Below are 23,872 nucleotides of genomic sequence, written 5' to 3'. Positions count from 1 at the left end.
CCTCAAACGCGCATCGGCATCAGCACGTAGAGCGCGCGGGTTTCGCCTTCATCCTTGACGAGAGTGGGCGAGCCCGCATCGTTGAACATGAAGATGGCGCTGTCAGAGCGGATCTGGCCGATAATGTCGAGCAGGTAGCGGGCATTGAAGCCGATCTCGAAACCGTCGGTCTCGAATTCGACCGCCAGCTCTTCACTGGCCGTGCCGTGATCGGGATTGGTCACCGACAGCTCGAGCAGGCCATCCCTGGCCTGCAGCTTGACGGCCTTGCCGCCGCGCTCGGAGGCAATGGTGGAGACGCGATCAACCGCCGTGGCAAAGCTGGCGCGATCGACATTCATCTGCTTGTCGTTGTTCTTGGGTGTCACCCGATCGTAATCGGGGAAAGTGCCCTCGATCAGCTTGGAGAGCAGCACGACCGAGCCCACGGTAAAGCGGATCTTGGTGTCGGAAACCTCCACTGCCACGTCGCCTTCGGCGCCATCGAGCAGCTTCTGGACTTCGCCAACGGTCTTTTTGGGCACGATGATGCCGGGCATGCCATTGGCGCCGGCAGGCGCTTCGATTTCGGCGCGTGCCATGCGGTGACCATCGGTGGCCACGGCGCGCAGCACAGTGCCCGTGCCGGAGATATCGATGGTGTGGAAATAGATGCCGTTGAGATAGTAGCGCGTCTCTTCATTGGAGATGGCGAACTGGGTGCGCTCGATCAATTCGCGCAGCGCGGTTACCGGCATGGAGAATTCGTGACCAAAGGCACCCGACTTGAGATCGGGGAAGCTGTCGGGCGACAGGCAGGCCAGGTTGAAACGCGAGCGACCGGAGGTGAGAACCATGTTCTCGCCGCCATCGGTCTCGAGCCTCACCTCGGCGCCGTCAGCCAGCTTGCGGACGATTTCATACAGCGTGTGCGCCGGCACGGTGGTGGTGCCGGGCGTGGACACCATGGCGGGCACGGATTCGGTGACTTCGATATCAAGGTCGGTGGCGCGCAGCTCAACCTTGTCATCGCTGGCCTTGAACAGCACGTTGGCCAGAATCGGATAGGTGTTGCGGCGCTCCACAACGCGGTGCACATGGCTCAACGACTTGAGCAGATGATTGCGTTCGAGCGTGACTTTCATTCGGCAACTTCCCTGGCACTACGCAGCTGCTCACATGCAGCCCAAAAACCCCCGGCGGGCCGGGGTTTGGACATTTACAATTTGGTGACCAAAACGCAAGGGCAGCCAGCGTTTTGCACCCAGCAAATGCGCGCAGTGCAGCGGGCTGCATAACAGGGCGAATAGGTTTAGGCTCGGCTCCTAAAAACGAGAGGAGGCCCCAATGGCCGAGTGTTTTGTAGCTGATGGCGTGGCGGTGATCACCGGTGGCGCCAGCGGTATTGGCCGGGCAGCGGCGCGACGCGCTGCCGCAGCAGGCATGAAAATCGCGCTGGTGGATATCAACGCAGCCAAGCTGGCCGATATGGGCGCCGAACTGGCGGGTATTGTCGGTCACGACAATCTGGTGGTCGAGCGCCTTGATGTCAGCGACCCCGCCGCCATGCTGGCGCTGGCGCAGCAGGTCAACGCCAAGCTGGGCAGCCCGACCCTGCTGATGAACAATGCAGCCGCCTTTGTCGGCGGTGGCCCGGGCGGCATTCTGGACGACAATGCCAATTGGCAGCGCGTGTTCGCGGTCAATGTGCTGGGCCCGGTCAATGGGGTGCAGGCGTTTCTGCCTGCCATGCTGGATGCAGGCCGGCCGGCAGTGATCATCAATACCGGCTCCAAGCAGGGGCTGACCAATCCGCCGGGCAATCCGGCCTACAACACCTCAAAAGCGGCCGTGAACGCCTATAGCCAGAACCTGGCCCGCGATCTGCGCGAGCGCGAGGGCTGTGCGATCAGTGCCCATCTGCTGATCCCGGGCTGGACCACAACGGGCGATGCCGTCCATCGCCCCGGCGCCTGGCTGCCCGAACAGGTGGTGGACCACATGGAAAGCGAAGTGCGGGCCGATCATTTCTTCATTCTGTGCCCGGACGAAGAAACACCCAATGCGACCGATCACAAGCGCATCCTGTGGAACGCCATGGACATTATCGAGAACCGCCCGGCGCTGTCGCGCTGGCACCCCGATTACAGCCAGGCCTTTGCCGATTTCATGAAACAGGACCTGCCCGGGTCCACCAAGGATGGAGACGCGTGATGAGCACCCAGATCAAATTGTGGAATGGCCGCACCGTGCCACGGGTGGGGCTGGGCTGCTGGGCCATTGGCGGCACCACGGCCAATGAGGGGCCGTCAACCTCCTATGGCAAGGCCGATGATGCCCAGTCGCGCGCAGCCCTGCGGGCGGGCTACGAAATGGGCGCCCGGGTGTTCGATACCGCCGCGGCCTATGGCGCGGGGCATTCCGAAATGCTGGTGGGCGAGGAAATTTCTCATCACGACGACGCCATCATCATCACCAAGTTCGGGGTGGAGGTGGATTTCAAGGCCAATCTCAAGGGCGCAGTGAATGTCACGCCAGAGGGCATTCGCGGCATTGTCGATGGCAGCCGGTCACGGCTCAAGCGCGATTGCCTTGATCTGGTGCTGCTCCATGTCAACGACATGGACCCCGCCCTGGCGCCGCAGGTGTTTGATACGCTTGAAGCGATGGTGGGCGAGAACAAGATCGGCGCCTATGGCTGGAGCACCGATTTCATGCCGCAGGCCCGCGCGGGCGCCGACTATCCGCATTGCGTGGCGTTCGAGAACGACTACAACGTATTCACCCCGGCGGCTGAACTGATGGGCTTTGCCCAGGATCGCGGACTGATCTCGATCAGCCGGCTACCGCTGGCCATGGGGCTGCTGACCGGCAAATACCTGCCCGATGCCCAGCTCAACAGCGATGATGTGCGCGCGCAAAGCCATGAGTGGCTGCGCTTCTTCAAGGATGGCAAACCCAGTGCGGACTATCTCAACCGGCTGGCCGCCATTCGTGATCTGCTGCAGAGCGGGGGACGCAGCCTGCCGCAGGGCGCGCTGGGCTGGATTCTGGCCGCCTCGCCCATCGCGCTGCCGGTCCCCGGCTTCCGCAATGAGGCTCAGGTGCGCGACAATATCGGAGCGCTCGAAAAAGGCCCGCTGCCGCCCGAGGTGATGGCCGAGATAGCCAAACAGCTAGCAGCCGACTGAGCCGCACACAATGCGCCCAGACACAAAGACCCCGTGCAGCTGCACGGGGTCTTTTGCATGGTCACACAGGCGGGCGCACTGCCCGCTTTGGGCTATTCCTCGAGCATGCGCTTGAGCAGTTCGATTTCCTGACCCAGTTCCACATCATCCTTGATCATGGATTCAACCTTGCGCACCGAATGGAGCACAGTGGTGTGGTCACGGCCACCGAAGCGCCGACCGATTTCGGGCAGCGAACGCGAGGTCAGCGCCTTGGCCAGGAACATGGCGATCTGGCGCGGGCGCACCACATCGCGCGAGCGGCGAGCCGAGAGCAGCTCGTTGCGCGGCACCTTGTAGTGGCGCGAGACGATACGCAGAATGTCCTCAATGCGGACGCGGCGGGCTTCGCGGTTGCGGATCAGATCGCCCAGGGTCTTTTCGGCCAGTGGCACGGTGATCAGTTCACCGGTCAGCTGGTTGGCGGCCACCAGACGGTTGACGGCGCCATCAAGGTCGCGGCCATGGCTGATGACGGCACGCGAGATGTAATCGATGACCGGCGCGGGGAAGTGCATGCCATAGCGGGCGGTCGACTGATCGGCCCGGCGCTGCACGATGGCGCGGCGCAGTTCGAGATCAAAGCCCGAGATCGGCACGACCAGACCACCCGACAGACGTGAGCGCACGCGCTCATCGAGCATTTCAAGATCGCGTGGCGGCGCATCGCCCGCCACAACAACCTGCTTGGCGCCGGTGAGCAGCGTGCCCAGCGTGTGGCCGAATTCGGTAGCCGACTTGCCCTGCAGGAACTGCATGTCGTCGATCAGCAGCAGGTCGACGCGGCGGAGCCATTCCTTGAAGCCGAGCGCGGACTGGCGCTGCACGGCGGTGATGAAATGGTACATGAAGTGGTCGGCAGTCAGATAGACGATGTTCTTGCTGCTGTCGGCCTGCTGCACGGCGTGCGCAATGGCGTTGAGCAGGTGGGACTTGCCCAGACCAACGGTGGAATGAATATAGACCGGGTTGAAGGTCACGGCGTTGTTGGCAGCCGCATTGGCGATCTGCTTGGCCACGCCGAAGGCCATCTCATTGGCTTCACCAGCCACGAAGCTGTCAAAGGTCATGCGTGGATCAATGGCGCTGCCGGACAGGGCGTCGCCCTTGGCGGCCGTGGATTCACGGGGGAAGCGGGCAATGGTGGAGACCGGGGCCAGGGTCGGTGCGGCTTGCGGTGCCGGTGCTTCATTGGTGCTGGGCTCGGCAGCGACAGGGGCAAAGCGTGGACGGGCTTGGCCATTGACGCGCAGCGTCACCTGGATGCGGCCGATCTCGGCGACGTCCTGACGGAAAGCCTCCAGAATGCGCTCTGCATAATTGGACTGCACCCATGAACACAAAAAGCGTGTGGGGGCGGACAGATGCACCACATCGTCGACGATCTCTTCAAGTTCCAGGCTCGCAAACCAGGATGTGAAGACGTCATTGCCGACAGCGGTCTTGATGCGAGCGCGGACACGGTTCCAGAGTTCGCGCTGGGCTTGGCCGGAATCGGAGTCAGTCATGACAGGTGTTTCGCCTTTGTTGATCGTGCTTGTCGTTGGGGCATCGGTTTGAACCCAATCCTCCCTGCTAGCGGTCGCCTGTCGTATCATTCAAGTAAGCCCCATATCTGGCCGATCGGTCCGCAAAGTCCGATCGGTTCTTGTTTGTGCCCTGGCTGTTCTGTGTTGCCCACACAGCCAAGGCTTCGCCCCTGCGCCCGCTCATGCGGACACACTTTTATTGTCCGCTGGCTTGACCCAGCGGTGTGGTGTCTATTCGACTGTTATGAACCTGACCGATACCGGTCGATGGTTTTACAATTCTAGTCCGGTCAGATCAGACCGCCAGCCACTCAAGCTGCCAACACAACCTTCACCGTATGAACATCTCGGCCATCGCCGTAATTTACTAAAAAACAACGCCCCGAAATATGACCCCATCAGCTCTGTCAGACGCTCATTGACGGCGTCCTCTCTCAAGCTGACGAGATTACTTTAGAGGGACGGTTTTGGGCTCGCAACCGTGGAATCATCAAAATGGGGGCTTGACTCTGAGGTTGTATTTTCGGGTCCCGAGGGCCTCTGTGGACCCCATTTGAGCAAGGCGCTGTGACTCAACGCAGATTCCCGTTGGGGGGCTCTCAAACAGGGTAAAATTTTATTTCCCGAGAGCCCATGTTTTTACGGAAGGGCAGCCCTGATGACATTTTCATGAATGGCGCCCATTCCGCCAAATCCTTATGATTCCTCAACAAATATTGGCTGCTGGTTATGCTAGCTCGGCGCGACCCCGGTGTCACGCCGATGACACATGCGTGTCGAAACGGAATACCATGCTCATCTACCATACAAACGAAAGGGGCCCCTTACGGAGCCCCTTTCAGTCAATTTTGTCGGCAGCCGCTATGGGCGCCCGGGTCGTTCCGAATTAAGCGCTGAGCGCCTTAACACGGTGGTTCAGGCGGCTGACCTTGCGAGCGGCCAGATTGGCATGAACAATGCCCTTGGACGATGCGCGGGCGATCTCGGGAGCTGCTACTGCGAGAGCTTCCATGGCCTGCTTGTGGTCGCCAGCGGTGATGGCTTCTTCAACCTTGCGGATGAAGGTACGAACGCGCGAGCGACGTGCCTTGTTGACCGCGGTGCGGGCTTCAATCTTGCGGGTAGCCTTTTTGGCTGAAGGCGTATTGGCCATAATGGTCCTCTTGGCGTCCAACCGGCCGATCGCGCCACGAGGTCGCATGCGTCCGGGATGAAAAATGAAATCGGCGGCATATCGATAGCCGCCAAGTTGGGCGGTCTATAGGGGAAGCAGGGGCGAGCGTCAACTGGATTCAGCCCCGTGCAGGTCAGGGTTTCTTCTGGCACATCGGACAAAAGAAGGTGGAGCGGCCCGACTGGACAATGCGCTGCACAATGCCGGCACAGCCCGGGGTGGCGCAAGCATCACCTTCGCGGTCATAGACGGCGAAATTGTGCTGGAAGTAGCCATTGCCCCCTTCGGCATTGCGGAAGTCGCGCAGCGTGGAGCCGCCCGAGGCGATGGCCTCCAGCAGCACGGTGCGCACCGCACCGGCCAGATCCTCGAGCGCCGGCTTGGGCTTGCCCCTGGTGGTCACCAGCGTGCCGGCCAGCACAGTGGGCAGGATATGGGCGCGGTGCAGGGCCTCGGCGACATAGATATTGCCCAGTCCGGCGACCACACGCTGATCGAGCAGGGCCGCCTTGATCGGGGTTTTCTTGCCGGCGAACTTTTCGGCCATGACCGCCGCGTTGAAGTCATTGCCCAGCGGCTCGGGGCCGAGCCCCGCCAGATAGGGGCTGGTGGCGATGTCATCATAGAGATCGACAAAGCCGAAGCGGCGCGGATCGGCATAGATCAGATGGCTCTTGCCATGTTCGGGGTGATCGAGATCGAGCACCAGATGATCATGCCTGGGTGGCGTGGCTGTCTCATAATAGCGCGGCGGCTTGTCGATGCCGTGTTCGGCAAAGCGCCAGGAGCCGGTCATGCCCAGATGGCTGAGTATGGTCTTGCCATTGGACAGGGTGATCAGCAGATATTTGGCGCGTCGGCCGACCGAAACAATCGCGCTGCCCTCGAGCCCTTGCGCCAGGTTCCGGGGAAAGGGAAAGCGCAGATTGGGACGATTGAGCGTGACGTGGTCAATGCGGGCACCTTCAAGCCAGGGCTGCAGGCCTCGGCGTACCGTTTCGACCTCGGGCAGTTCGGGCATTGGTATCCTCTTTACCTGCGCGGCTTTGCGCGATTGGCAAAGCCCATAGCGCTTCTATATGGTGCGCGCCAACATCATTACAGATTAAGAGCATGGCCATGACCGAGGCGCGCGAGACCACCCATTTCGGCGAACAGACCGTCGCGTTGGACGACAAGCAGGGCATGGTCAACCAGGTCTTCCACGGCGTGGCGGACCGCTACGACCTGATGAACGATCTGATGAGTGGCGGCATTCACCGCATCTGGAAGGATGCCATGGTGGCCGATCTGGCGCCGCCCAAAGCGGGTTCGCGGCCCTATCGCGTGCTCGATATGGCGGGCGGCACGGGTGACATTGCCGAGCGCATCATCAATGCCTCGGTGGGCTATGCCGAAGTGGTGGTCTCCGACATCAATTCGGACATGCTGCGGGTGGGCGCGGAACGTGCCAAATCCTGGCGCTATCCGGCCCAGGCCAGCTTTGTGCAAGCCAATGCCGAAGAGCTGCCGTTTGAGGACAACAGCTTTGATGGCTATACGATTGCCTTTGGCATCCGCAATGTGCCGCGCATCCAGAAGGCCCTGAACGAAGCCCATCGCGTACTCAAGCGCGGCGGACGCATTCTGGTGCTCGAATTCAGCCAGGTCGACGTGCCGGGACTGGACGCGGTCTACAAGGCGTTTTCGGACAATGTCATCCCGCCCATGGGCAAGCTCGTTACCGGCGATGCGCAGCCTTATCAGTATCTGGTGGAATCGATCCGCAAATTCCCCAATCCGGCACTGTTCCAGTCCATGCTGACCGAGGCGGGCTTCAAGCGCGCCAAGGCGACCCCCTTTACGGGCAATATCGCCACGCTGTTTTCCGGCTGGAAGCTCTAGCGCATGATCCTGTCCGCCTATTTCCGCCTGCTGCGCGCTGGTTATGTTCTGGCCCGCGAGGGCGCCCTGTCGATGATCTCGGCCAAGGATCTGCCACCGGCGCTGGCGCCGCTGCGCGCCGGGCTGTGGCTGGGCCGGCTGATCGAGCGTCCCAGCGTGCGCAAGACCGGTCGCGTCGAGCGGCTGAACAAGGCGCTCAACAAGCTGGGGCCGACCTATGTCAAGTTCGGGCAGACCCTGGCTACCCGCCCCGATGTGGTGGGCGCCGGTATTGCCAATGATCTGGCGGGGCTGCAGGACCGCATGGACCCGTTCGACCCCACGCTGGTCCCCGCCATTCTCAAGGCAGCGCTCGAGGACAAGGCAGACGAGCTGACCGAATTGAGCGCGCCGATTGCCGCCGCCTCGATCGCCCAGGTGCATCAGGCCAAGCTCAGGCCGGCCGACGGGCTGCCCAAGGCGGTTGCGGTCAAGATCCTGCGTCCGGGCGTTGCGGCGCGGTTCATGAGCGATATTGAGAGCTTTTACGTCGCGGCCCGGCTGGCCGACCGCCTGTCGGCATCGACCAAGCGGTTGCGGCCAATCGAGGTGGTTCAGACGCTGGATCGCTCGGCCCAGCTCGAACTGGACCTGCGGCTCGAGGCGGCGGCCATCTCGGAAATGGCCGAAAACATCAAGGACGATACCGGCTTTGTCATTCCCTCGGTCAGCTGGGACCACGTGGCGCAAAATGTGCTGACTACCAGCTGGGTCGATGGCATTCCGATCCGCGACCATGCCGCGCTTGATGCGGTGGGGGTGGATCGCAAGGCACTGGCGTCCAATCTGCTACAGAGCTTTTTGCGCCACGCCATTCGCGACGGCTTTTTCCATGCCGACATGCATCCGGGCAATCTGTTTGCCGATCCACGCACCGGCGACGTGATCGCGGTCGATTTCGGCATTATGGGGCGGATCAACCGCAAGGAACGGCGTTTCCTGGCCGATATCCTGTATGGCTTCATCACCCGCGATTACCGCATGGTGGCAGAACGTCATTTCGAGATCGGCTATGTGCCCAAGGACCAGTCGGTCGATGATTTCGCACTGGCGATCCGCTCGATCGGCGAGCCGCTGCATGGCCGCACCGCCTCGGACATTTCCATGGCGCGCGTATTGGGGCAGCTGTTTGCCATTACCGATCTGTTCGACATGCAGACCCGGCCCGAGCTGGTGCTGCTGCAAAAGTCGATGGTGCTGGTGGAAGGCGTGGCGCGGGCGCTCGATCCCCATCTTGATATCTGGACCGTGGCCGAGCCTGTGGTGGGTGACTGGCTGCGCAAGGAAGCCGGGCCGATCGGCCAGATCGAAACGCTGGGCGAACATCTCAAGGTCATGGCGGAGGCTGCCGGCCGCGTGCCGGTGATTCTGGCGCAGGCCGAACTGGCGCTGGCCGATTATCACGCCAACAAGCACCGCCACAATGACGGGCTGATGCGCGTCATGATGCTGGGCCTGATGGGCATAGCGGGGGTCACGCTGCTCGCACTGCTTTGGCGCATAACGGTTTTTTCTGGCTGGTAGTTCACTTGTGCCCAAACGGGCATGGTCGTAGATTGCCCCTATTCGAGACGAGAGTTTCCATGTCTGCCAGTCCTATCTCCATACCATTGCGCTGGCTTGAGCATGGCCTGGGCCTGCCGGTGCCGGCCCAGCAGACCGCCGGCGCTGCGGGTATGGATCTGGTTGCGGCCCTGTCACAGGATAGCGATATGGTGCTGGCGCCGGGCGCGCGCGCCGTGGTGCCCTGCGGCTTTGCCATGGCGCTGCCGCCGGGGCACGAAGCGCAGGTGCGGCCCCGTTCGGGCCTCGCCGTCAAATACGGGGTCACCGTGCTCAACGCGCCGGGGACCATTGATGCCGATTACCGCGGCGAGGTCATGGTGCCGCTGATCAATCTGGGCACGGACGATTTCGTGGTGCGGCGTGGCGACCGCATCGCCCAGATGGTGGTGGCTCCCGTGAGCCGCGCTGAATTTTCAATTGAGGAGAGCCTTGATGACACGGAACGCGGCGCCAACGGGTTTGGCTCGACTGGGCGTTCTCTGGGCTAGCATCGGGCTCGCCCTGTCGCTGATGGCGTCCCCTGCCCTGGCGGGGGACCGGGCGCAGATCGATCTGATCGGCTACTCCCCGGATGGCAGCTATCTGGCCTTTGAAGAGTTCGGCATTCAGGACGGCTCGGGCTTTGCCTATTCCAATGTGTTTGTGATCGATCTGGTCGAGGACGCCTGGGTGGTGGGCACCCCGATCCGGGTGCAGGCCGGAGAGGACACCATCCCGCTCACCGAAATCCGCGCGCAGGCGCAGGATGAGGCGGCCAATAATATGGCCACGCTCAATATCGAAGTGCCGGCCCAGTTCATCGCCATGATCGGCGATGGCGTGCCCCGCAATGATGGGCAGACACTCAATTTTGGCCGGCCCGGCTTTAACGCGGGCGAGGTGATCGGCGACTATGGGCTGGAGCTGAGCGTTTTCGGCACACCCGCGGCCACACCGTGCCTTGAATGGTTCGGGTCCGCTCCACAGGGATTTGCGCTGGGCATGAGCGATAGTGAGGGCGCGCGCGAAGTCCATCGCGACACCAATCTGCCGCGCTCGCGCGGCTGCCCGGTCGACTATCGGCTGTTTGGCGTGGTGGCCCCTTTCGACAGTGACCCGCTCAGCCACGCCGTGGCGATCATCTCGGTCTATACCTATGGCTTTGAAGGGCCGGACCGGCGCTTCATCGTTGTGCCGCTTGGCCTCTGATCGTCTCTCTTCAGCCGAAACGCGGCGCTATGCGCGCCATCTGGTGCTCAAGGGCATGGGCGGGCGCGGGCAGCAGGCGCTCAAGGCGGCGCGGGTTCTGGTGGTGGGTGCCGGCGGGCTGGGCAGTCCGGCCATCGCCTATCTGGCCGGGGCCGGCGTGGGTACGCTGGGCATTGCCGATCATGACAGCGTCTCGCTTTCCAATCTGCAACGGCAGATGATCCACACCACTGCAGGGGTGGGCGCAGGCAAGGCCAAGAGCGCACGGAGCTTTGCGCAGGCGCTCAATCCCGAGGTGCAGATCGTACTGCACGAACAGGCGGTGACGGCGGCCAATGCCGCGAGCGTGCTTGGCGATTATGATCTGGTGCTCGACGGCACCGACAATCTGGCGACCCGGCGCGCCGTCGCCGATGCTGCTGCAACGCTGGGTCGGCCACTGGTATCGGGCGCGGTCTCAATGTTTGATGGTCAGGTGACGGTGTTTGCCCCCGACGGGCCCGGGTTTGCCGAGCTTTATCCCGATAGCGCCAGCGATGATGATCTGCCCAGCTGCGAAGCCACCGGCATATTGGGGCCGCTGACCGGGGTGATCGGCACACTGATGGCCATGGAAGCGATCAAGCTGATCACCGGCATTGGCGAGCCGCTGATTGGCCGCGTGCTGACCTATGACAGCCAGGGCGCCCGGTTTGCCGAATTTTCCTTCTAGTCCCGCTCAGGCCTGGACCAGAGGCCCGATCGGCATGTGGAAGACGAAACGGGTCTGGTCGTCGTCAGAGGTGACGCCGAGTGTGCCGCCATGGGCCTTGGCAATCTGGCTGGCGATATAGAGCCCCAGGCCCAGACCCTGCTGGCCGGGCTGTGCCTGCGCCCGGAAGAACGGCTTGAACAGATTATCGAGCAGATGCGGCGGAATGGCCTCGCCACCATTGGCGACCGCCATTTCGAGCTGGTTGTCGATGAGGCGGGTGGTGACGGTGATCGGCTGATCCACGGCGCCATGGGTCAGCGCATTGCCCAGCAGGTTGGACACCAGCTGCTCCATGCGGATGCGGTCATAGGAAAGCTTGCCGACATCACCGAGCGCGGTGACGATCTGGCGCTCGGGATGGGCGCTGCGCAATTCATCGACGACCTGGGCCACCACTTCATGCAGGGCCTCGTCGGTTGCAGTCTGCAGCTGAATGCCACCACCCAGCCGCCCCCGGGCGAGATCGAGCATATCCTCGACCAGCGCCCCCATGCGGCTGACGCTCTTGCGCATCAGACCGACTATCTGGGTGGAGCGTTCATCGAGCGGCGATTTGAGCAGGCTGCGCGTGCCTGCCTCCAGCGCGCTGAGCGGATTGCGCAGATCATGGCCCAGAATGGCAACAAACTGCTCGCGCAGCTCGGTTGTCATGCGTTCCTCGGCCAGCGCGGCGCGGCTCTCATTGAGCTGCTGATCGCTGTCCAGATGATGAGCGATCAGCTCGGCAAACAGGCGGAACATGCCGATAGTAGCGGGGTTTTTCAGCTTGGCCGGATTGCTGTCAATGGCGCAGAGCGTGCCGAAAAACGAGCCGTCCACCAAGGTGATAGGCACCGAGATATAGCTTTGCAGCCCATAAAGGCGCGGGGTGTGATGATCGCAATAGTCAGCGTCTTCGCTGACATGATCGATGACCACTTCCTGCCGGCTGGCGCGCACCTGATGGCACAGCGTGGTTTCCACATTCAGCTCATCGCCCGGTGTCAGGCCGAAATGGACATTGTCGAGCACTTCGCAGGTGATCCAGCGATCCTCGGTGACACGCGCCACGGCGGCAAAGCCCATGCCGGTGGCCTCGCAGACGACGTTGAGGATGGACGGGATGGCGGGAATGCGCCGGACGGCGTCAATATCTGTCTGAAAATCGTGTACGTCGCTCATAGGCGCTTTCGTATGCTTGGTGCAGCTGAGTCTGGACACGCCGGGCCCCCGCCCTGGTAACTATATTCGTCACACTGGCAGCAACACGCAATGGCTAAACCACCCGCAACGCTGAAAACGACGCGGGTGGATCAGCTTGAATGGCGGGATTGAGGTGCCCGGGCGACCCCTGATCAGGCGTCGGGGTGTTTGAAGACCAGGGCGGCATTGGTGCCACCAAAGCCGAAGGAATTGGACAGTACCACGCCCAGATCGACGTCATCGCGGCGCTGCTGGATGATCGGCATGTCCTCGAAAGCGGGATCGAGGTGGTCGATATTGGCGCTGGCGGCGATGAAGCGGTTCTTCATCATCAGGATCGAATAGATCGCCTCATGCACGCCGGTGGCGCCCTGGCTGTGCCCGGTCAGCGACTTGGTTGCCGAGATGGGCGGGCATCTGGTTTCATTGCCAAACACGGCGCGGATGGCCTCGATCTCCTTGAGATCGCCCACCGGTGTCGAGGTAGCATGCGGGTTGATATAGTCGACCTTGGGGCCAACGTTTTTCAGCGCCATTTCCATGCAGCGCGCCGCGCCTTCGCCCGATGGGGCAACCATGTCCACGCCGTCGGAAGTGGCGCCATAGCCCACCAGCTCGGCCCAGATCTTGGCGCCGCGCGCCTTGGCGTGTTCGTATTCCTCAAGCACCAGCACGCCGGCACCGCCGGAAATCACGAAACCGTCGCGGTCCACATCGTAGCAGCGCGAGGCCTTTTCGGGATTGGCGTTATAGATCGAGCTCATGGCCCCCATGGCGTCGAACAGGTTCGACAGGGTCCAGTCGAGGTCTTCGTGGCCACCGGCAAACACGATGTCCTGCTTGCCCAGCATGATCTGTTCCATGCCATTGCCGATGCAATGCTTGGACGTGGCGCAGGCCGCGGTGATGGTGTAGTTGACGCCCTTGATGCCAAAGGCCGTCGCCAGCGTGGCCGAGGCGGTCGAGCCCATAGCCTTGGGCACCGCGAGTGGCCCGATGCGCTTGGGGCTGGAATTCTTGCGGGTGATATCGGCGGCATCGACAATGGTGCGGGTAGAGGCGCCGCCCGAGCCCATGACGATACCGGTCATGGGATTGGAAATGTCGCTTTCTTCCAGCCCGGCATCGGCAATGGCCTGCTGCATAGCCAGATAGTTCCAGGCCGCGCCCTTGCCCATGAAGCGGGTGACGCGCCGGTCGAGCAGTTCAAACGGATCCAGACGCGGGTCGCCCTTGACCTGGCTGCGAAAGCCCAGCTCGGCATAGTCTTCGGCAAAGACAATGCCCGGCTTGGCCGCGCGCAGGCTGGCCGTAACCTCGTCCAGCGAATTGCCGATTGAGGAAATGATACCCATGCCGGTTACGACAACTCGTCTCATCGTGTCCTCGCTAAGTCTGGTGACGCCCTTGCTTGAGGCGTTCTTGGTCGTGAATTACGTCGGTATCGGGGCGCCTCAGGCGCCCTGTTCAGCCTGCATCTGGGCGTCGGTAAACAGGCCCACGCGCAGATCCTTGGCTTCGTAGATCACCTTGCCATCAGCCTTGACCCAGCCATCGGCGATGCCCAGCGTCAGACGACCCTTCATCACGCGCTTGAGGTCAATGCCGTATTCGACCAGCTTGACGTCATTGGTGACCTGGCCGGTAAACTTGATTTCGCCGCCCAGCGCGCGACCGCGACCGGGCTGGCCGATCCAGCTGAGGAAGAAGCCGGTCATCTGCCAGATGGCGTCCAGGCCCAGGCAGCCGGGCATGACCGGGTCGCCGATGAAGTGGCACTGGAAGAACCACAGGTCAGGATTGACGTCGAGTTCGGCGCGTACCTGGCCCTTGCCAAACTCGCCGCCATCCTCGGAAATCGATGTGATGCGATCAAACATCAGCATGGGTGGCGCGGGCAGACGTGCGTCTCCCTGGCCCGGCAGTTCGCCCCGACCATGCGCCAACAGCTCTTGATACCCAAATGCGCTCTGCCGTTCGGCCATGCATCCAACCCCGGTTAACCTTTTGTTCGTCTCGTATAGGGGTGCGCTCAGAGGGTCAAGTCAACGCCCTTGACGCATGGCCCGGTTTACCACCGTTCAGCGTGCGGCGCCGCTGCGCTTGTGTGAACTTGGTGTGATAGTTATAACAACTCCAGTATCTTCCGGCCCTTCAGAGACCTCAAGGACCCTATGACTGATCGTACCCAGACCGCCCGGTCGCTTCCGTCGCGCAAACCGTGTCTTACGGCTGTGCTGCGCATGGCCGGTCTTCGTCCGACCCGGCAGCGCGTGGCGCTGGCCGAATTGCTGTTCGGTGGCCCCCACCGCCATGTCAGCGCCGAGCAATTGCACGGCGAGGCAGGTGATGCGCGGGTCAATGTTTCACTCGCCACAATCTACAACACGCTGCATCAGTTCCATGAAGCGGGCCTGTTGCGCGAAGTGGCCGTGGATGCCTCGCGCTCCTATTTCGATACCGACACCTCCGATCACCACCATTTCTACGTGGAAGACGAGCAGCGGATGATCGACATTCCGGCCGCCTCGGTGGAGTTCATGAAGCTGCCCCAGGCCCCCAAGGGCATGGAAGTCAGCCATGTCGACGTGGTGATCCGGGTGCGCAAGGCGCAGGCCTGATCGCACGCGCAAAAGCGTTTTTCACTCGCCTTCGCCAGCGCGCCTTAGAAGGGAATTGGCTGCTGTCCAGCCCCTTCGATCAACGAAATTGCAAATCGGCCACGGTGACAGTGGCCATTTGATCACCCATATTGCGGCCTGTGTGACAACAGCGACAAGGGTGGCCGATGAGCCAAAAGGTCAATCTCAACGCATATTTCGAGCGAATCGGCTTTGCCGGATCCATCGCCCCGACCTTGGCGACTCTCGAATTACTGCATGCGCTGCACCCGGCAGCCATCGCTTTTGAAAACCTCAATCCCCTGCTGGGCCTGCCGGTCAAACTCGATCTGGCCAGTCTGCAGTCCAAGCTGCTCACCGAGCGGCGCGGTGGCTATTGCTACGAGCACAATCTGCTGCTCATGGCGATGCTGAAGGATCTCGATTTCAATGTGCGCGGCCTGACTGCGCGCGTGCTGTGGAACGATCCGGACACTACCCAGTCCCACCACATGCTGCTGGCCGTGGACATCAACAGCTCCACCTATATTGCCGATGTCGGCTTTGGCGGGCTGACCATGACAGCCCCGCTCAAGCTCAAGGCCGATACCGAGCAGACCACCCCGCATGAAAACTTCCGGCTGACCGGAGGCGATCCGGAGTGGTTGCTGGAGGCCAAGATGGGCGAGGCGTGGAGGCCACTCTATGCCTTTGAGACCAGCGAAAAGACCATGGCCGATTTCGAGGAGGCCAATCGCTTCCTCGCCAATGATCCGGCCTCGCCCATGCGCAGCGAGCTGCGCGTGGCGCTGGCACCCAGCGGCAAGCGGCTGACGCTGAAGAACAATCGCCTGACCACCTATGTCGAAGGCAGCGAGCCGGTGAGCCAGCAACTGTCCAGCGTGGCGGAAATGCGCGAGGTGCTGACCACCAGCTTTGGCATGGCCTTGCCGCCTGCCGATCTGCTCGACCCAAAGCTGGCGGAGATGCTGGCTGAAGCGGGCATTGCCCCCCAAGCGCCGCCCCCCGCGGACGATATGGGCCCCGAGGTGGCGGAGAACTAGGCATGGCGCCGGTCCAGGTCGACCCGGACAAGGTCCGCAGCTTTGACAGCCAGGCGGCATTTTACGACTGGCTGGCTGTCCATCACGACAGTGCTGACGAACTCTGGATCAGGATTTTCAAGAAGGCCAGCGGCATGCCGACCATTACGGCGGTGCAGGCCATTGATGTGGTGCTGTGCTGGGGCTGGATCGACGCGATCAAGAAGTCCTGGGACGATGTCTCGTTTGTGCAGCGCTATTGTCCGCGCAAGCCCAGGAGCGCCTGGAGCCAGATCAATCGCGACAATGTCGCGCGGCTCATCGCCGAAGGGCAGATGACCGATCACGGCCTGGCGCATGTCGCCGCTGCCAAGGCCGATGGCCGCTGGGATGCGGCCTATTCCACCACCATGGACCCGCCCGAGGACCTGCTGGCCGCGATTGCGACCAATCCCGCGGCCGCGGCCACCTATGGCGTGCTGACCGCGCAGAACCGCTTTGCACTGACCTATCGTGTCATCAATCTGAAAACCGCTGTCGCCCGCACCCGCAAGATCACCGCTCTGGTCGATATGCTGGCGCGTGGCGAGACCTTTCATCCGCAAAAGGCCAAGCCATGAGCCGCCATTTCGCCTTTCTGCGCGGCATCAATCTGGGCAAGCGCCAGATCAAGATGGCCGATCTGAAAACCTGTCTGAGCGGCATCGGGCTGCGGGACATCAGAACCATCGTGGCCAGCGGCAATGTCGGTTTCGAGACCGATGACGACAGCAATCTGCAGGCGCGCATGGAAGCGGTCATCGCCAAGACGTTCGGTTTTCAGGTTGGCGTGGTATTGCGCAGTGAGTCCGAGATCGCCACCATGCTGGCCAATGCGCCATTTGGCCAGCTCGACCCCCAGGCGGACCTGACGCGGCATGTGATGCTGTTTGACACCCCCCTGCCCGCCGGTCTGGCGCTCAATGATCGCCCCGGCCATACCGAGGTGGTGCGGATCGACGTGCGGGAAATCTATCTGGCAGGCTATCGTCAGCCCAATGGGCGCTATACCGAAGGCATGGACGATCTGGGCAAGCAGATCGAGCAACAGCTGGGCAAGGATCGGCTGATGACGGCCCGCAACTGGAACACCATCGAAAAGGCTCTCAAATGATCACCGTGTTCGGCTCGACCAATCTGGACCAGATCGGCACCGTGCCGCGCCTGCCGCAGCCGGGCGAGACGGTGGCGGGTGGCGTGTTCTCCATGGCCGCGGGCGGCAAGGGCGCCAACCAGGCGCTGGCTGCGCGCCGCGCCGGGGCACAGGTGCGCCATTTCTCGGCGGTGGGCAATGACAGCTTCGCGGCACCGGCGCTGGCCCTGCTGGAAGCGGCCGGGGTTGATCTCGAAGCCGTGCGCCGGGCCGATACGGCAACCGGCATTGCCATGATCTTTGTCGACGCGGCGGGCGAAAACGTCATCGCCGTGTTGCCCGGTGCCAATGGCACCATCACCACCGCCGATGCCGAAGAGGCGCTGGCCGGCATGGATGAGGATGATCTGCTGCTGGTGCAGCAGGAAGTCCCGCAGGCGGCGACCCGAAGGGCGCTGGAGCTGGCGCGCGCAAAGGGCGTCACCAGCGTGCTCAATACAGCCCCGTTTCTGGACGACACGCCCGCGCTGGCGCCTTTGGCCGATATTCTGGTGGCCAATGAGACCGAATTCGCGCTGCTCACCGGTCGGCCGGAAAGCGAACTTGAGGGCGCTATGGCCGACTGGCACGCCAAACACAAACAGACCCTGGTCGTGACCCTGGGCGGCGCCGGGGTGAAGGCCATTGCCGATGGCCAGATGCTGGATATCGCGGCCCTGCCGATCAAGCCGATCGACACAGTGGGCGCCGGCGACACGTTTTGCGGCTATCTGGGCGCGGGCCTGCATGCCGGGCTGGACCTGCCCACCGCCCTGCGCCGCGCGGCGGCAGCGGGCAGCCTCGCCTGTCTCAAACCGGGCGCCCAGCCCGCCATTCCGCTCGCAGCCGAAGTGGATGCCGCACTGGCGCAATAGGGGCGATCTTCAACTGGCCGGGCTTTGCGGCATGAGCGCGCCAAAGCGGACGCGATGAGGTTATATGGTCGAAATGGGTAGGGCGGGTCGGTCCCTTTGATGGCGTTTAAGGTCTTGATGGCCGCGCTTTCCGGCATTGTCATTTTCGGCGGCATGTGGGCCGTACTGGCAGTGCCTTGCTGGATCTTGTGGTGGCGGAGGGGCGAGGCGGTGCCGAGCGCATTTGCGTTCGGCGCTTATGGCCTTGCCGCGATCATCTGGATCAGTTTTGTCATCGCTGTTGACCCGGTGATGTTCGCGCTTTAGCCCGCAAATGTCCGCATGTGTGCAGGCGATCGCAGGCCCGACGACAATGGGCCTGGTCATGGAAAGAGGGATAACAGCGGTTCGCTCAGGCCCCTTTGCGACCTGTTTTTTCGACCTTCTGATCAATCAAGACTGCCTGTTGCCATGGGCTTGGTGCTTTGTCGGTGCGGTGAATGCAGCCGGCCCAACAGCAAGGGCGCCTCTTGCCCTCCAGCAATTCGTCACAGGTTCGTTGAATGCGCCGCTGGCGCGTTTTTGGCTGCTTCGCGTCATCGACCCAACAGATAAATTCATTCCGGCCGAGTGGTGTTAGCCCTTCCCAGAGCTTGAAAACCTCCGGATCCGATCGCAAAGCTGATTGAAGGTCTTCGCGCGCCTCGTGGACCGTGCCATGTGGAAATGGGTTTGGCATGCAACCTCCAAAACAGCCGCTCTGCATGACCATATCATGAGGGCGTCAGTGGTTCAGCCCCTCTCAGTTGCCAAAGTGTGCGCCACTACAGCGTTGGCATGACCGTGACCCATGCCATGGTCGTTTTTCAGCATGGCAACCAGCTCCATGTGTTTCGCCGGCATCTTCTGGCGCACCAGTTCCTGCCATTCGGCAATGGGGCGGCCATATTTCTTCTCGATGGAAGGGAAATAGGATGCAGGCCCTTTGACTGGTTGGTCTGCCATGAATCTAACACCTCAGATCGGGATCGCAGCCGACATACTTGTCCGCAATTCGTTGCACTGCAACGAGGTTGCATCCAGCCATCGCGCCGTTTGGCCCCCGCACAAAAAGGGCAGCCCTGCGGCTGCCCCTGTCAGTTTTGACGCCCATGCCGGGCAAGCAGGGTGCTGCCTGACGCGGTGCACCCTGCGCTGCCTTATTTCAGCGACCGCGGGAATTCTTCGGATTGCCACAGGCCGATGCCAAAGCCATCAGGGTCCAGAAAGTCGGCGCTCCAGCCGCCCGGTGCCTCGCTGACCGGGGTGACGATGGTGACGCCGTTGGTCGCCAGATCGGCAACCACATCGTCAATGCCACCGTCGGGCACCGTGAAGATGATGGCAGGCGTATTGCCACGCACCGCCTCCTGCTGGAAAAAGATGAGCTCGAGGCCGCCTTCCAGACTGCCTTGCAGCCAAAAGGGTTCGGCCCCTTCCATCCGTTCCAGACCAAGCCCCAATGTCTGGTTGTAGAAGGTCTCGGTGCGTTCAATGTCACTGACGTAATAGACGATGCTGGCGCTCTTGGGCTTGAAGCTCATGAGAGGTTCTCCTGTTTGACTTGCACTGCCTGTTGCCGCGGGCTGCCGTTTTGTGAGCGCTGCACCACGAATAAATGTCCGTCCGGATCATGGCTGGCAAAGGCCCCGCCATGGCGCAGCAGCTTTGGCAGAAGCGCGTCGCGAATGCTGCCATAGGCAAGATCGAGACCAAGACCAGGCAGATCCGCAGGCATGGCGAGCCCCGCCGCCACCGTCTTGCGCTTGAGGGCGACGATACGCTGGCGCAATGCGGTGTCCGAAAGGGCAAGGAGATAGGCAATTTCATGCCGTGCATGGCCCGACAGCGCCAGGGCTGCGACGGCCTTGAGCGCAGGGGGCAGGCTGGCAAGGAAGGCGCCAATATCGCTGTTGTCGGCTTGATCGGATAAGGTGAGGCTAGCCTGCCACTGCGTTTCGCGGCGGCGTCGTCGTACAGCGGTGCGGGCGGCCATGCGCGCCTGGTTGCGCACTGTTCCGGTCAACCAGCGCGCCGTCTCATGCGCGTCGAAATTGGTGCGACCAGCCAGAACCGCCGCCAGCATGGCTTCCTGCACAACATCATCTGCCGCATCCGCATTGCGGCTTTCACGCCGGGCAATGGCTTGAAGCTGAGCATATAGGCCTAAGCGCAACTATCTGATCTCCGCCGATACAAGAGGGAAATGCTGAACCTCTCATGCAAGGCAGCATAGTACAGCGCCGCAGAGGGGTGCCAGCCTCTCAGCGGTGCACTATTGGCGCATGGCGCTGACAGCTTGGAAGTTCCGTGTGCTGCGCCAGAGACCCTAGTCATGGCGCACCACGTCGAACCCTTCGTCCGCTGACGGTGGGACGAAATGGCTGGTGAAGCGGTCGAACGTCTCGTCACTGACAGTGAATTCGTGTTCGCCGCTGGCATTTCTGTGCCGCAGGCGCGCCTTGCAGATCGCGTCGGGCACATCGAGATAGTGCAGCTGATGCGCGCAGCCGGCGGCCTCGAACAGGGTACGCATCCAGGCGCGGCTGGCGAGCGTATTGGCGGGAAAATCCAGCACGACTGAAACGCCACTCCCCAGCAGGTCAATCAGATGGGGGGCAATGGCGCCCCGCAGCCGCGCCGCGCTGCGGGCATAATCGGCCAGACTGTTCAACTCGCCTGGATAGAGGTGGGCAAGCCAGTGATCCTCGCGCACGATGATCGTGTTCGGCGATTGGCCCAGCTGCGTGACAAGCGTTGATTTTCCTGCAGCGATCTTGCCGCACACAAGGTGCAGCACAGCTGTGTTGGCAGACATGATTTCAGACCCTGAAAGGCGCTGGTAGCGCGATGGTGTTCACCCGGACGAACCCGACCCGACGCATCAGGTCGGGCAGCTAATTGGTGCGGTTGTCGCGATGTGAACAGCGGCGGTCATGCCGCGTTGATAGCAATGCAGGGGTTTTTCGTCCAGCCACAGGTGATCCGTTTGGAAGCGGGGGTGTGTTGGCGGCGGCGCCCAAACAAAAAGGGCAGCCCTGCGGCTGCCCTTTTCAATTCTGAAATGGTCGAGCGCCTTACTTGGGCGCGAGAACCATCACCATCTGGCGACCTTCTGACCGCGGCTGGCTTTCGACCTTGGCGATCTCTTCGGTCTGCTCACGCACCTTGAGCAGCAATTGCATGCCCAGGTCCTGATGGGCCATTTCGCGGCCACGGAAACGCATGGTCACCTTGACCCGGTCGCCATCGTCGAGAAAGCGCTGAACGGCCTTCATCTTGGTCTCGTAGTCATGCGTATCGATGTTCGGACGCATCTGGACTTCCTTGACCTCAATCACCTTCTGCTTCTTGCGAGCCTCGGCAGCTTTTTTCTGCGCGGCATACTTGAAACGTCCGAGGTCGAGCATCTTGGCGACCGGCGGATTGGCATTGGGAGAGATCAAAACAAGGTCGAGACCCTGATCCTGGGCTTCCGTGAGCGCCTCGCGGGTGTTGACGATCCCGCGGTTCTCACCTTCAGCGTCGATGAGCTGGACATCGGGGCTGGTGATATCATCGTTGGAGGGCGGCCCATCTTTCTGGGGCGTGACTGGTCTCATTGGACGGCGAATGGCAAATGATCCTTGTGTTATTAAGCCAAGCGGTGAATTCGGGCATAAAATCGTGTTACCGGGCCCATAAGTCAACTGGCAAAGCGGCTGAATTTCTGGCCCACTGGACCTATAGCACGCCGTTACCCGTTCTAGGGTACACCAACGACGAAATAATCTTACTGGTTCCCTAGGAAAGCATTGCCATGTCCGCCCCGCAAACCACCCGCCTCACCGTTGGAACCGGATCGGCGGCCCGAGACATCGCCATCGAGCAGCGCAAGGGCACTGGCCCGGGCCTGTTCTGGCTGGGCGGGTTCCGCTCCGACATGGCGGGCAGCAAGGCCATGGCGCTCGACGCGCTGGGGGCCGAGCGCGGGCTTGAGGTCACCCGTTTTGACTATTCGGGGCATGGCGTGTCGGGTGGCGATTTCGATCACGGCACCATCAGCCGCTGGCTCGAAGAGGCCGTGGCGGTCTATGGCACTACCAATGGCCCCCAGATCATTGTCGGCTCGTCCATGGGCGGCTGGATCGCCCTGCTGCTGGCGCGGACCCTGCTCAAGGCGGGCACGCCGGCTCATGGTCTGGTGCTGATCGCACCGGCCCCCGACATGACCCATGAACTGATGATGCCCGAATTTACGCTCGAAGAGCATCAGGCCATGCAGGCCAATGGCTTTGTTGATCAGCCCAGCCAGTATTCGGAGCAACCCTATCGCATCACCAAGGCGCTGATTGATGATGGCGAGCAGCACTTGCTGTTTGGCAGCGTCATCGAGACCGGCTGTCCGGTGACCATCCTGCAGGGCGGGCAAGACCCCGATGTGCCGCAGTCGCACGCCATCAAGCTGGTGACCCATCTGCTGCATGATCCGGTGACCCTGACACTGATCCCCGATGGCGATCACCGCCTGAGCCGCGAGGCGGATCTGGCGCGGCTCAAGGATGCCGTACTGCGGCAGGTCAAGGCGCAATAGGCGCCTGCGCGCCTGCGGCAGGTCCATGGGCAGTTGATTGTAACGCCCAAATGGCCTAATCGCCCCCTATCGGGAACGAGGGTTGTGCCATGAGCGAACTAGCGGTTTTCAGCGGCAGCGCCCATCCCGAACTTGCCCAGCAAATCTGCGCCCATCTCGGCGTCCCCTTGCAGCCGACCCGGCTCAAGCGCTTTTCCAATGATTGTCTGGAAGTGCAGCTGCAGGCCAATTGTCGCGAGCAGGATGTGTTCATCATCCAGCCGTTCAGCGCGCCGGTGCAGGACAATCTGATGGAGCTGCTGCTCATGCTCGATGCGGCCCGCGGCGCCTCTGCGGCGCGCATCACCGCTGTCATCCCCTATTTTTCCTATGCCCGCTCGGACAAGAAAGACGCGCCGCGCATCTCGCTGGGTGGCCGTCTGGTGGCCGATTTGCTGGCCACGGCGGGCGCCAATCGCGTGCTGACCATGGCGCTGCATTCGCCGCAGGTGCATGGGTTTTTCAGCGTGCCGGTTGACCAGCTGCATGCGCTTGATGAGCTGGCGACCCATTTCCAGGCGTACGATCTCAGCCATGCGGTGGTGGTGTCGCCCGATCTGGGCAATGCCAAGAATGCCGCTGCCTTTGCCAAGCGTCTGGGCCTGCCCGTGGCCGCTGCCGCCAAGGAGCGCATTGATGACACCACGGTACGCATCACCACGCTGATCGGCGAGGTGCGCAATCGGGACGTGATCGTGCTGGACGATGAAATTGCCAGTGGCGGCTCGATCCTTGAGCTGCTGCAGCACTTGCGGGCGCATGGCGCGCGCTCGGTGCGCGTGGCCACCACCCATGGCATCTTTGCCGGCACCAGCATCGAAAAGCTGGCCGCCGAAGCCGATATTGTCGAAATCGTCTGCACCAGCACCGTGCCGATCCCGCTCGGCAAGCGTCTGCCCAAGCTGACGGTGCTCTCGGTCGCCCCGGCCTTTGCCGAGGCCATAAGGCGCATCAATAGCGGCGAGTCGGTCAGCGCGCTGTTCTATGCCGAACCCGAGACCCTGCCGGCCACCGGCACGGCGGGCTGA

General features: G+C 62.1%; 28 protein-coding genes. 15 read left to right on the top strand and 13 right to left on the bottom strand.

Going from position 1 to position 23,872, the window contains the following annotated elements; genetic code table 11:
- Positions 1–2: 2 nt before the first annotated feature.
- Entirely contained in the window at positions 3–1,124 is a 1,122-nt protein-coding gene (dnaN, locus tag KD146_RS17730; RefSeq protein ID WP_212660183.1) for a DNA polymerase III subunit beta, read from the bottom strand.
- A 202-nt stretch (positions 1,125–1,326) separates the two neighbouring features.
- On the opposite strand from dnaN, the gene KD146_RS17725 reads away from it, so the two are divergent.
- Together KD146_RS17725 and KD146_RS17720 are read left to right on the top strand one after the other, a co-directional pair.
- Complete coding sequence (locus KD146_RS17725; protein ID WP_212660182.1) at positions 1,327–2,193, top strand: SDR family NAD(P)-dependent oxidoreductase; 867 nt, start codon at positions 1,327–1,329, stop codon at positions 2,191–2,193.
- Positions 2,193–3,170, top strand: a complete 978-nt coding sequence (locus KD146_RS17720) for an aldo/keto reductase (RefSeq protein WP_212660181.1) — start codon at positions 2,193–2,195, stop codon at positions 3,168–3,170. The genes KD146_RS17725 and KD146_RS17720 overlap by 1 nt, the downstream gene beginning before the upstream one ends.
- A gap of 92 nt (positions 3,171–3,262) precedes the next feature.
- On the opposite strand, the gene dnaA is transcribed toward KD146_RS17720, so the two are convergent.
- The 3 genes from dnaA to mutM form a co-directional block, all read right to left on the bottom strand.
- On the bottom strand, positions 3,263–4,717 hold the full coding sequence (dnaA, locus tag KD146_RS17715; RefSeq protein WP_212660180.1) for a chromosomal replication initiator protein DnaA: 1,455 nt from the start codon (positions 4,715–4,717) through the stop codon (positions 3,263–3,265).
- A gap of 907 nt (positions 4,718–5,624) precedes the next feature.
- A complete protein-coding gene (gene rpsT / locus KD146_RS17710; protein WP_212660179.1) occupies positions 5,625–5,891 on the bottom strand; it encodes a 30S ribosomal protein S20 in 267 nt (88 codons plus the stop codon).
- A 154-nt stretch (positions 5,892–6,045) separates the two neighbouring features.
- A complete protein-coding gene (mutM, locus tag KD146_RS17705) occupies positions 6,046–6,933 on the bottom strand; it encodes a bifunctional DNA-formamidopyrimidine glycosylase/DNA-(apurinic or apyrimidinic site) lyase (protein WP_212660178.1) in 888 nt (295 codons plus the stop codon).
- A gap of 98 nt (positions 6,934–7,031) precedes the next feature.
- On the opposite strand from mutM, the gene ubiE reads away from it, so the two are divergent.
- Genes ubiE through KD146_RS17680 form a run of 5 tightly spaced genes read left to right on the top strand, consistent with a single transcriptional unit; the run spans position 7,032 to position 11,301 of the window.
- Entirely contained in the window at positions 7,032–7,796 is a 765-nt protein-coding gene (gene ubiE, locus KD146_RS17700; protein ID WP_212660177.1) for a bifunctional demethylmenaquinone methyltransferase/2-methoxy-6-polyprenyl-1,4-benzoquinol methylase UbiE, read from the top strand.
- A 3-nt stretch (positions 7,797–7,799) separates the two neighbouring features.
- A complete protein-coding gene (gene ubiB / locus KD146_RS17695; protein WP_249327986.1) occupies positions 7,800–9,359 on the top strand; it encodes a 2-polyprenylphenol 6-hydroxylase in 1,560 nt (519 codons plus the stop codon).
- A 59-nt stretch (positions 9,360–9,418) separates the two neighbouring features.
- Positions 9,419–9,889 (top strand): dUTP diphosphatase, encoded by a 471-nt coding sequence (gene dut / locus KD146_RS17690; protein WP_212660176.1) that lies wholly within the window; start codon positions 9,419–9,421, stop codon positions 9,887–9,889.
- Complete coding sequence (locus tag KD146_RS17685; RefSeq protein ID WP_212660175.1) at positions 9,834–10,589, top strand: DUF2259 domain-containing protein; 756 nt, start codon at positions 9,834–9,836, stop codon at positions 10,587–10,589. The genes dut and KD146_RS17685 overlap by 56 nt, the downstream gene beginning before the upstream one ends.
- Positions 10,579–11,301: a HesA/MoeB/ThiF family protein gene (locus tag KD146_RS17680; RefSeq protein WP_427857122.1), complete on the top strand. Its 723-nt coding sequence runs from the start codon at positions 10,579–10,581 to the stop codon at positions 11,299–11,301. The genes KD146_RS17685 and KD146_RS17680 overlap by 11 nt, the downstream gene beginning before the upstream one ends.
- 6 nt (positions 11,302–11,307) lie before the next feature.
- On the opposite strand, the gene KD146_RS17675 is transcribed toward KD146_RS17680, so the two are convergent.
- From KD146_RS17675 to fabA, 3 genes are all read right to left on the bottom strand, one after another.
- Positions 11,308–12,504 carry a GAF domain-containing sensor histidine kinase gene (locus KD146_RS17675; protein WP_212660173.1) on the bottom strand — a complete coding sequence of 399 codons (1,197 nt, stop codon included), beginning with the start codon at positions 12,502–12,504 and terminating at the stop codon, positions 11,308–11,310.
- Positions 12,505–12,677: 173 nt separating this feature from the next.
- Positions 12,678–13,904, bottom strand: coding sequence for a beta-ketoacyl-ACP synthase I (gene fabB / locus KD146_RS17670; RefSeq protein ID WP_212660172.1), 1,227 nt, complete (start codon positions 13,902–13,904; stop codon positions 12,678–12,680).
- Positions 13,905–13,979: 75 nt separating this feature from the next.
- Positions 13,980–14,510, bottom strand: a complete 531-nt coding sequence (gene fabA / locus KD146_RS17665) for a 3-hydroxyacyl-[acyl-carrier-protein] dehydratase FabA (protein WP_212660171.1) — start codon at positions 14,508–14,510, stop codon at positions 13,980–13,982.
- A gap of 189 nt (positions 14,511–14,699) precedes the next feature.
- Between fabA and irrA the strand changes: the two genes are divergently transcribed.
- The 6 genes from irrA (at position 14,700) to KD146_RS17635 (ending at position 18,520) form a co-directional block, all read left to right on the top strand.
- Positions 14,700–15,146 carry an iron response transcriptional regulator IrrA gene (irrA, locus tag KD146_RS17660; protein ID WP_212660170.1) on the top strand — a complete coding sequence of 149 codons (447 nt, stop codon included), beginning with the start codon at positions 14,700–14,702 and terminating at the stop codon, positions 15,144–15,146.
- Positions 15,147–15,313: 167 nt separating this feature from the next.
- Positions 15,314–16,189 (top strand): arylamine N-acetyltransferase family protein, encoded by an 876-nt coding sequence (locus KD146_RS17655; protein ID WP_212660169.1) that lies wholly within the window; start codon positions 15,314–15,316, stop codon positions 16,187–16,189.
- Positions 16,190–16,191: 2 nt separating this feature from the next.
- A complete protein-coding gene (locus KD146_RS17650) occupies positions 16,192–16,788 on the top strand; it encodes a YdeI/OmpD-associated family protein (RefSeq protein ID WP_212660168.1) in 597 nt (198 codons plus the stop codon).
- Positions 16,785–17,321, top strand: a complete 537-nt coding sequence (locus KD146_RS17645) for a DUF1697 domain-containing protein (protein ID WP_212660167.1) — start codon at positions 16,785–16,787, stop codon at positions 17,319–17,321. The genes KD146_RS17650 and KD146_RS17645 overlap by 4 nt, the downstream gene beginning before the upstream one ends.
- Positions 17,318–18,214 (top strand): ribokinase, encoded by an 897-nt coding sequence (locus KD146_RS17640; RefSeq protein ID WP_212660166.1) that lies wholly within the window; start codon positions 17,318–17,320, stop codon positions 18,212–18,214. The genes KD146_RS17645 and KD146_RS17640 overlap by 4 nt, the downstream gene beginning before the upstream one ends.
- Positions 18,215–18,331: 117 nt before the next feature.
- Positions 18,332–18,520, top strand: coding sequence for a hypothetical protein (locus tag KD146_RS17635; RefSeq protein WP_212660165.1), 189 nt, complete (start codon positions 18,332–18,334; stop codon positions 18,518–18,520).
- A gap of 85 nt (positions 18,521–18,605) precedes the next feature.
- Here KD146_RS17635 and KD146_RS17630 read toward each other — a convergent pair whose 3' ends face one another.
- The 6 genes from KD146_RS17630 to infC form a co-directional block, all read right to left on the bottom strand.
- A complete protein-coding gene (locus KD146_RS17630) occupies positions 18,606–18,932 on the bottom strand; it encodes a YdeI/OmpD-associated family protein (RefSeq protein WP_212660164.1) in 327 nt (108 codons plus the stop codon).
- 53 nt (positions 18,933–18,985) lie between these two features.
- The gene (locus KD146_RS17625; protein WP_212660163.1) at positions 18,986–19,198 is read right to left on the bottom strand and encodes a DUF4287 domain-containing protein; all 213 of its coding nucleotides are present in this window, start codon (positions 19,196–19,198) and stop codon (positions 18,986–18,988) included.
- A gap of 194 nt (positions 19,199–19,392) precedes the next feature.
- The gene (locus KD146_RS17620; RefSeq protein WP_212660162.1) at positions 19,393–19,776 is read right to left on the bottom strand and encodes a VOC family protein; all 384 of its coding nucleotides are present in this window, start codon (positions 19,774–19,776) and stop codon (positions 19,393–19,395) included.
- Positions 19,773–20,408 carry a sigma factor gene (locus tag KD146_RS17615; RefSeq protein WP_212660161.1) on the bottom strand — a complete coding sequence of 212 codons (636 nt, stop codon included), beginning with the start codon at positions 20,406–20,408 and terminating at the stop codon, positions 19,773–19,775. Before KD146_RS17615 ends, KD146_RS17620 begins: the two co-directional genes overlap by 4 nt.
- A 153-nt stretch (positions 20,409–20,561) precedes the next feature.
- Entirely contained in the window at positions 20,562–21,050 is a 489-nt protein-coding gene (locus KD146_RS17610; protein WP_212660160.1) for a P-loop nucleotide/nucleoside kinase family protein, read from the bottom strand.
- 259 nt (positions 21,051–21,309) lie between these two features.
- The gene (infC, locus tag KD146_RS17605; protein WP_212660255.1) at positions 21,310–21,846 is read right to left on the bottom strand and encodes a translation initiation factor IF-3; all 537 of its coding nucleotides are present in this window, start codon (positions 21,844–21,846) and stop codon (positions 21,310–21,312) included.
- Positions 21,847–22,031: 185 nt separating this feature from the next.
- On the opposite strand from infC, the gene KD146_RS17600 reads away from it, so the two are divergent.
- Both KD146_RS17600 and KD146_RS17595 read left to right on the top strand, forming a co-directional pair.
- The gene (locus tag KD146_RS17600; protein ID WP_212660159.1) at positions 22,032–22,805 is read left to right on the top strand and encodes an alpha/beta hydrolase; all 774 of its coding nucleotides are present in this window, start codon (positions 22,032–22,034) and stop codon (positions 22,803–22,805) included.
- Positions 22,806–22,894: 89 nt separating this feature from the next.
- Entirely contained in the window at positions 22,895–23,872 is a 978-nt protein-coding gene (locus KD146_RS17595) for a ribose-phosphate diphosphokinase (protein ID WP_212660158.1), read from the top strand.

Source organism: Devosia litorisediminis (genome assembly GCF_018334155.1).
Taxonomy (GTDB): Bacteria; Pseudomonadota; Alphaproteobacteria; order Rhizobiales; family Devosiaceae; genus Devosia; species Devosia litorisediminis.
This window is presented reverse-complemented; position numbering and strand designations above follow the sequence as displayed.

Excerpts from the sequence above, each read along its gene's own strand:
- dnaN (WP_212660183.1), bottom strand. The coding sequence starts at position 1,124 with ATGAAAGTCACGCTCGAACGCAATCATCTGCTCAAGTCGTTGAGCCAT.
- KD146_RS17725 (WP_212660182.1), top strand. The coding sequence starts at position 1,327 with ATGGCCGAGTGTTTTGTAGCTGATGGCGTGGCGGTGATCACCGGTGGC.
- KD146_RS17720 (WP_212660181.1), top strand. The coding sequence starts at position 2,193 with ATGAGCACCCAGATCAAATTGTGGAATGGCCGCACCGTGCCACGGGTG.
- dnaA (WP_212660180.1), bottom strand. The coding sequence starts at position 4,717 with ATGACTGACTCCGATTCCGGCCAAGCCCAGCGCGAACTCTGGAACCGT.
- rpsT (WP_212660179.1), bottom strand. The coding sequence starts at position 5,891 with ATGGCCAATACGCCTTCAGCCAAAAAGGCTACCCGCAAGATTGAAGCC.
- mutM (WP_212660178.1), bottom strand. The coding sequence starts at position 6,933 with ATGCCCGAACTGCCCGAGGTCGAAACGGTACGCCGAGGCCTGCAGCCC.
- ubiE (WP_212660177.1), top strand. The coding sequence starts at position 7,032 with ATGACCGAGGCGCGCGAGACCACCCATTTCGGCGAACAGACCGTCGCG.
- ubiB (WP_249327986.1), top strand. The coding sequence starts at position 7,800 with ATGATCCTGTCCGCCTATTTCCGCCTGCTGCGCGCTGGTTATGTTCTG.
- dut (WP_212660176.1), top strand. The coding sequence starts at position 9,419 with ATGTCTGCCAGTCCTATCTCCATACCATTGCGCTGGCTTGAGCATGGC.
- KD146_RS17685 (WP_212660175.1), top strand. The coding sequence starts at position 9,834 with ATGACACGGAACGCGGCGCCAACGGGTTTGGCTCGACTGGGCGTTCTC.
- KD146_RS17675 (WP_212660173.1), bottom strand. The coding sequence starts at position 12,504 with ATGAGCGACGTACACGATTTTCAGACAGATATTGACGCCGTCCGGCGC.
- fabB (WP_212660172.1), bottom strand. The coding sequence starts at position 13,904 with ATGAGACGAGTTGTCGTAACCGGCATGGGTATCATTTCCTCAATCGGC.
- fabA (WP_212660171.1), bottom strand. The coding sequence starts at position 14,510 with ATGGCCGAACGGCAGAGCGCATTTGGGTATCAAGAGCTGTTGGCGCAT.
- irrA (WP_212660170.1), top strand. The coding sequence starts at position 14,700 with ATGACTGATCGTACCCAGACCGCCCGGTCGCTTCCGTCGCGCAAACCG.
- KD146_RS17655 (WP_212660169.1), top strand. The coding sequence starts at position 15,314 with ATGAGCCAAAAGGTCAATCTCAACGCATATTTCGAGCGAATCGGCTTT.
- KD146_RS17650 (WP_212660168.1), top strand. The coding sequence starts at position 16,192 with ATGGCGCCGGTCCAGGTCGACCCGGACAAGGTCCGCAGCTTTGACAGC.
- KD146_RS17645 (WP_212660167.1), top strand. The coding sequence starts at position 16,785 with ATGAGCCGCCATTTCGCCTTTCTGCGCGGCATCAATCTGGGCAAGCGC.
- KD146_RS17640 (WP_212660166.1), top strand. The coding sequence starts at position 17,318 with ATGATCACCGTGTTCGGCTCGACCAATCTGGACCAGATCGGCACCGTG.
- KD146_RS17635 (WP_212660165.1), top strand. The coding sequence starts at position 18,332 with ATGGCCGCGCTTTCCGGCATTGTCATTTTCGGCGGCATGTGGGCCGTA.
- KD146_RS17630 (WP_212660164.1), bottom strand. The coding sequence starts at position 18,932 with ATGCCAAACCCATTTCCACATGGCACGGTCCACGAGGCGCGCGAAGAC.
- KD146_RS17625 (WP_212660163.1), bottom strand. The coding sequence starts at position 19,198 with ATGGCAGACCAACCAGTCAAAGGGCCTGCATCCTATTTCCCTTCCATC.
- KD146_RS17620 (WP_212660162.1), bottom strand. The coding sequence starts at position 19,776 with ATGAGCTTCAAGCCCAAGAGCGCCAGCATCGTCTATTACGTCAGTGAC.
- KD146_RS17610 (WP_212660160.1), bottom strand. The coding sequence starts at position 21,050 with ATGTCTGCCAACACAGCTGTGCTGCACCTTGTGTGCGGCAAGATCGCT.
- KD146_RS17600 (WP_212660159.1), top strand. The coding sequence starts at position 22,032 with ATGTCCGCCCCGCAAACCACCCGCCTCACCGTTGGAACCGGATCGGCG.
- KD146_RS17595 (WP_212660158.1), top strand. The coding sequence starts at position 22,895 with ATGAGCGAACTAGCGGTTTTCAGCGGCAGCGCCCATCCCGAACTTGCC.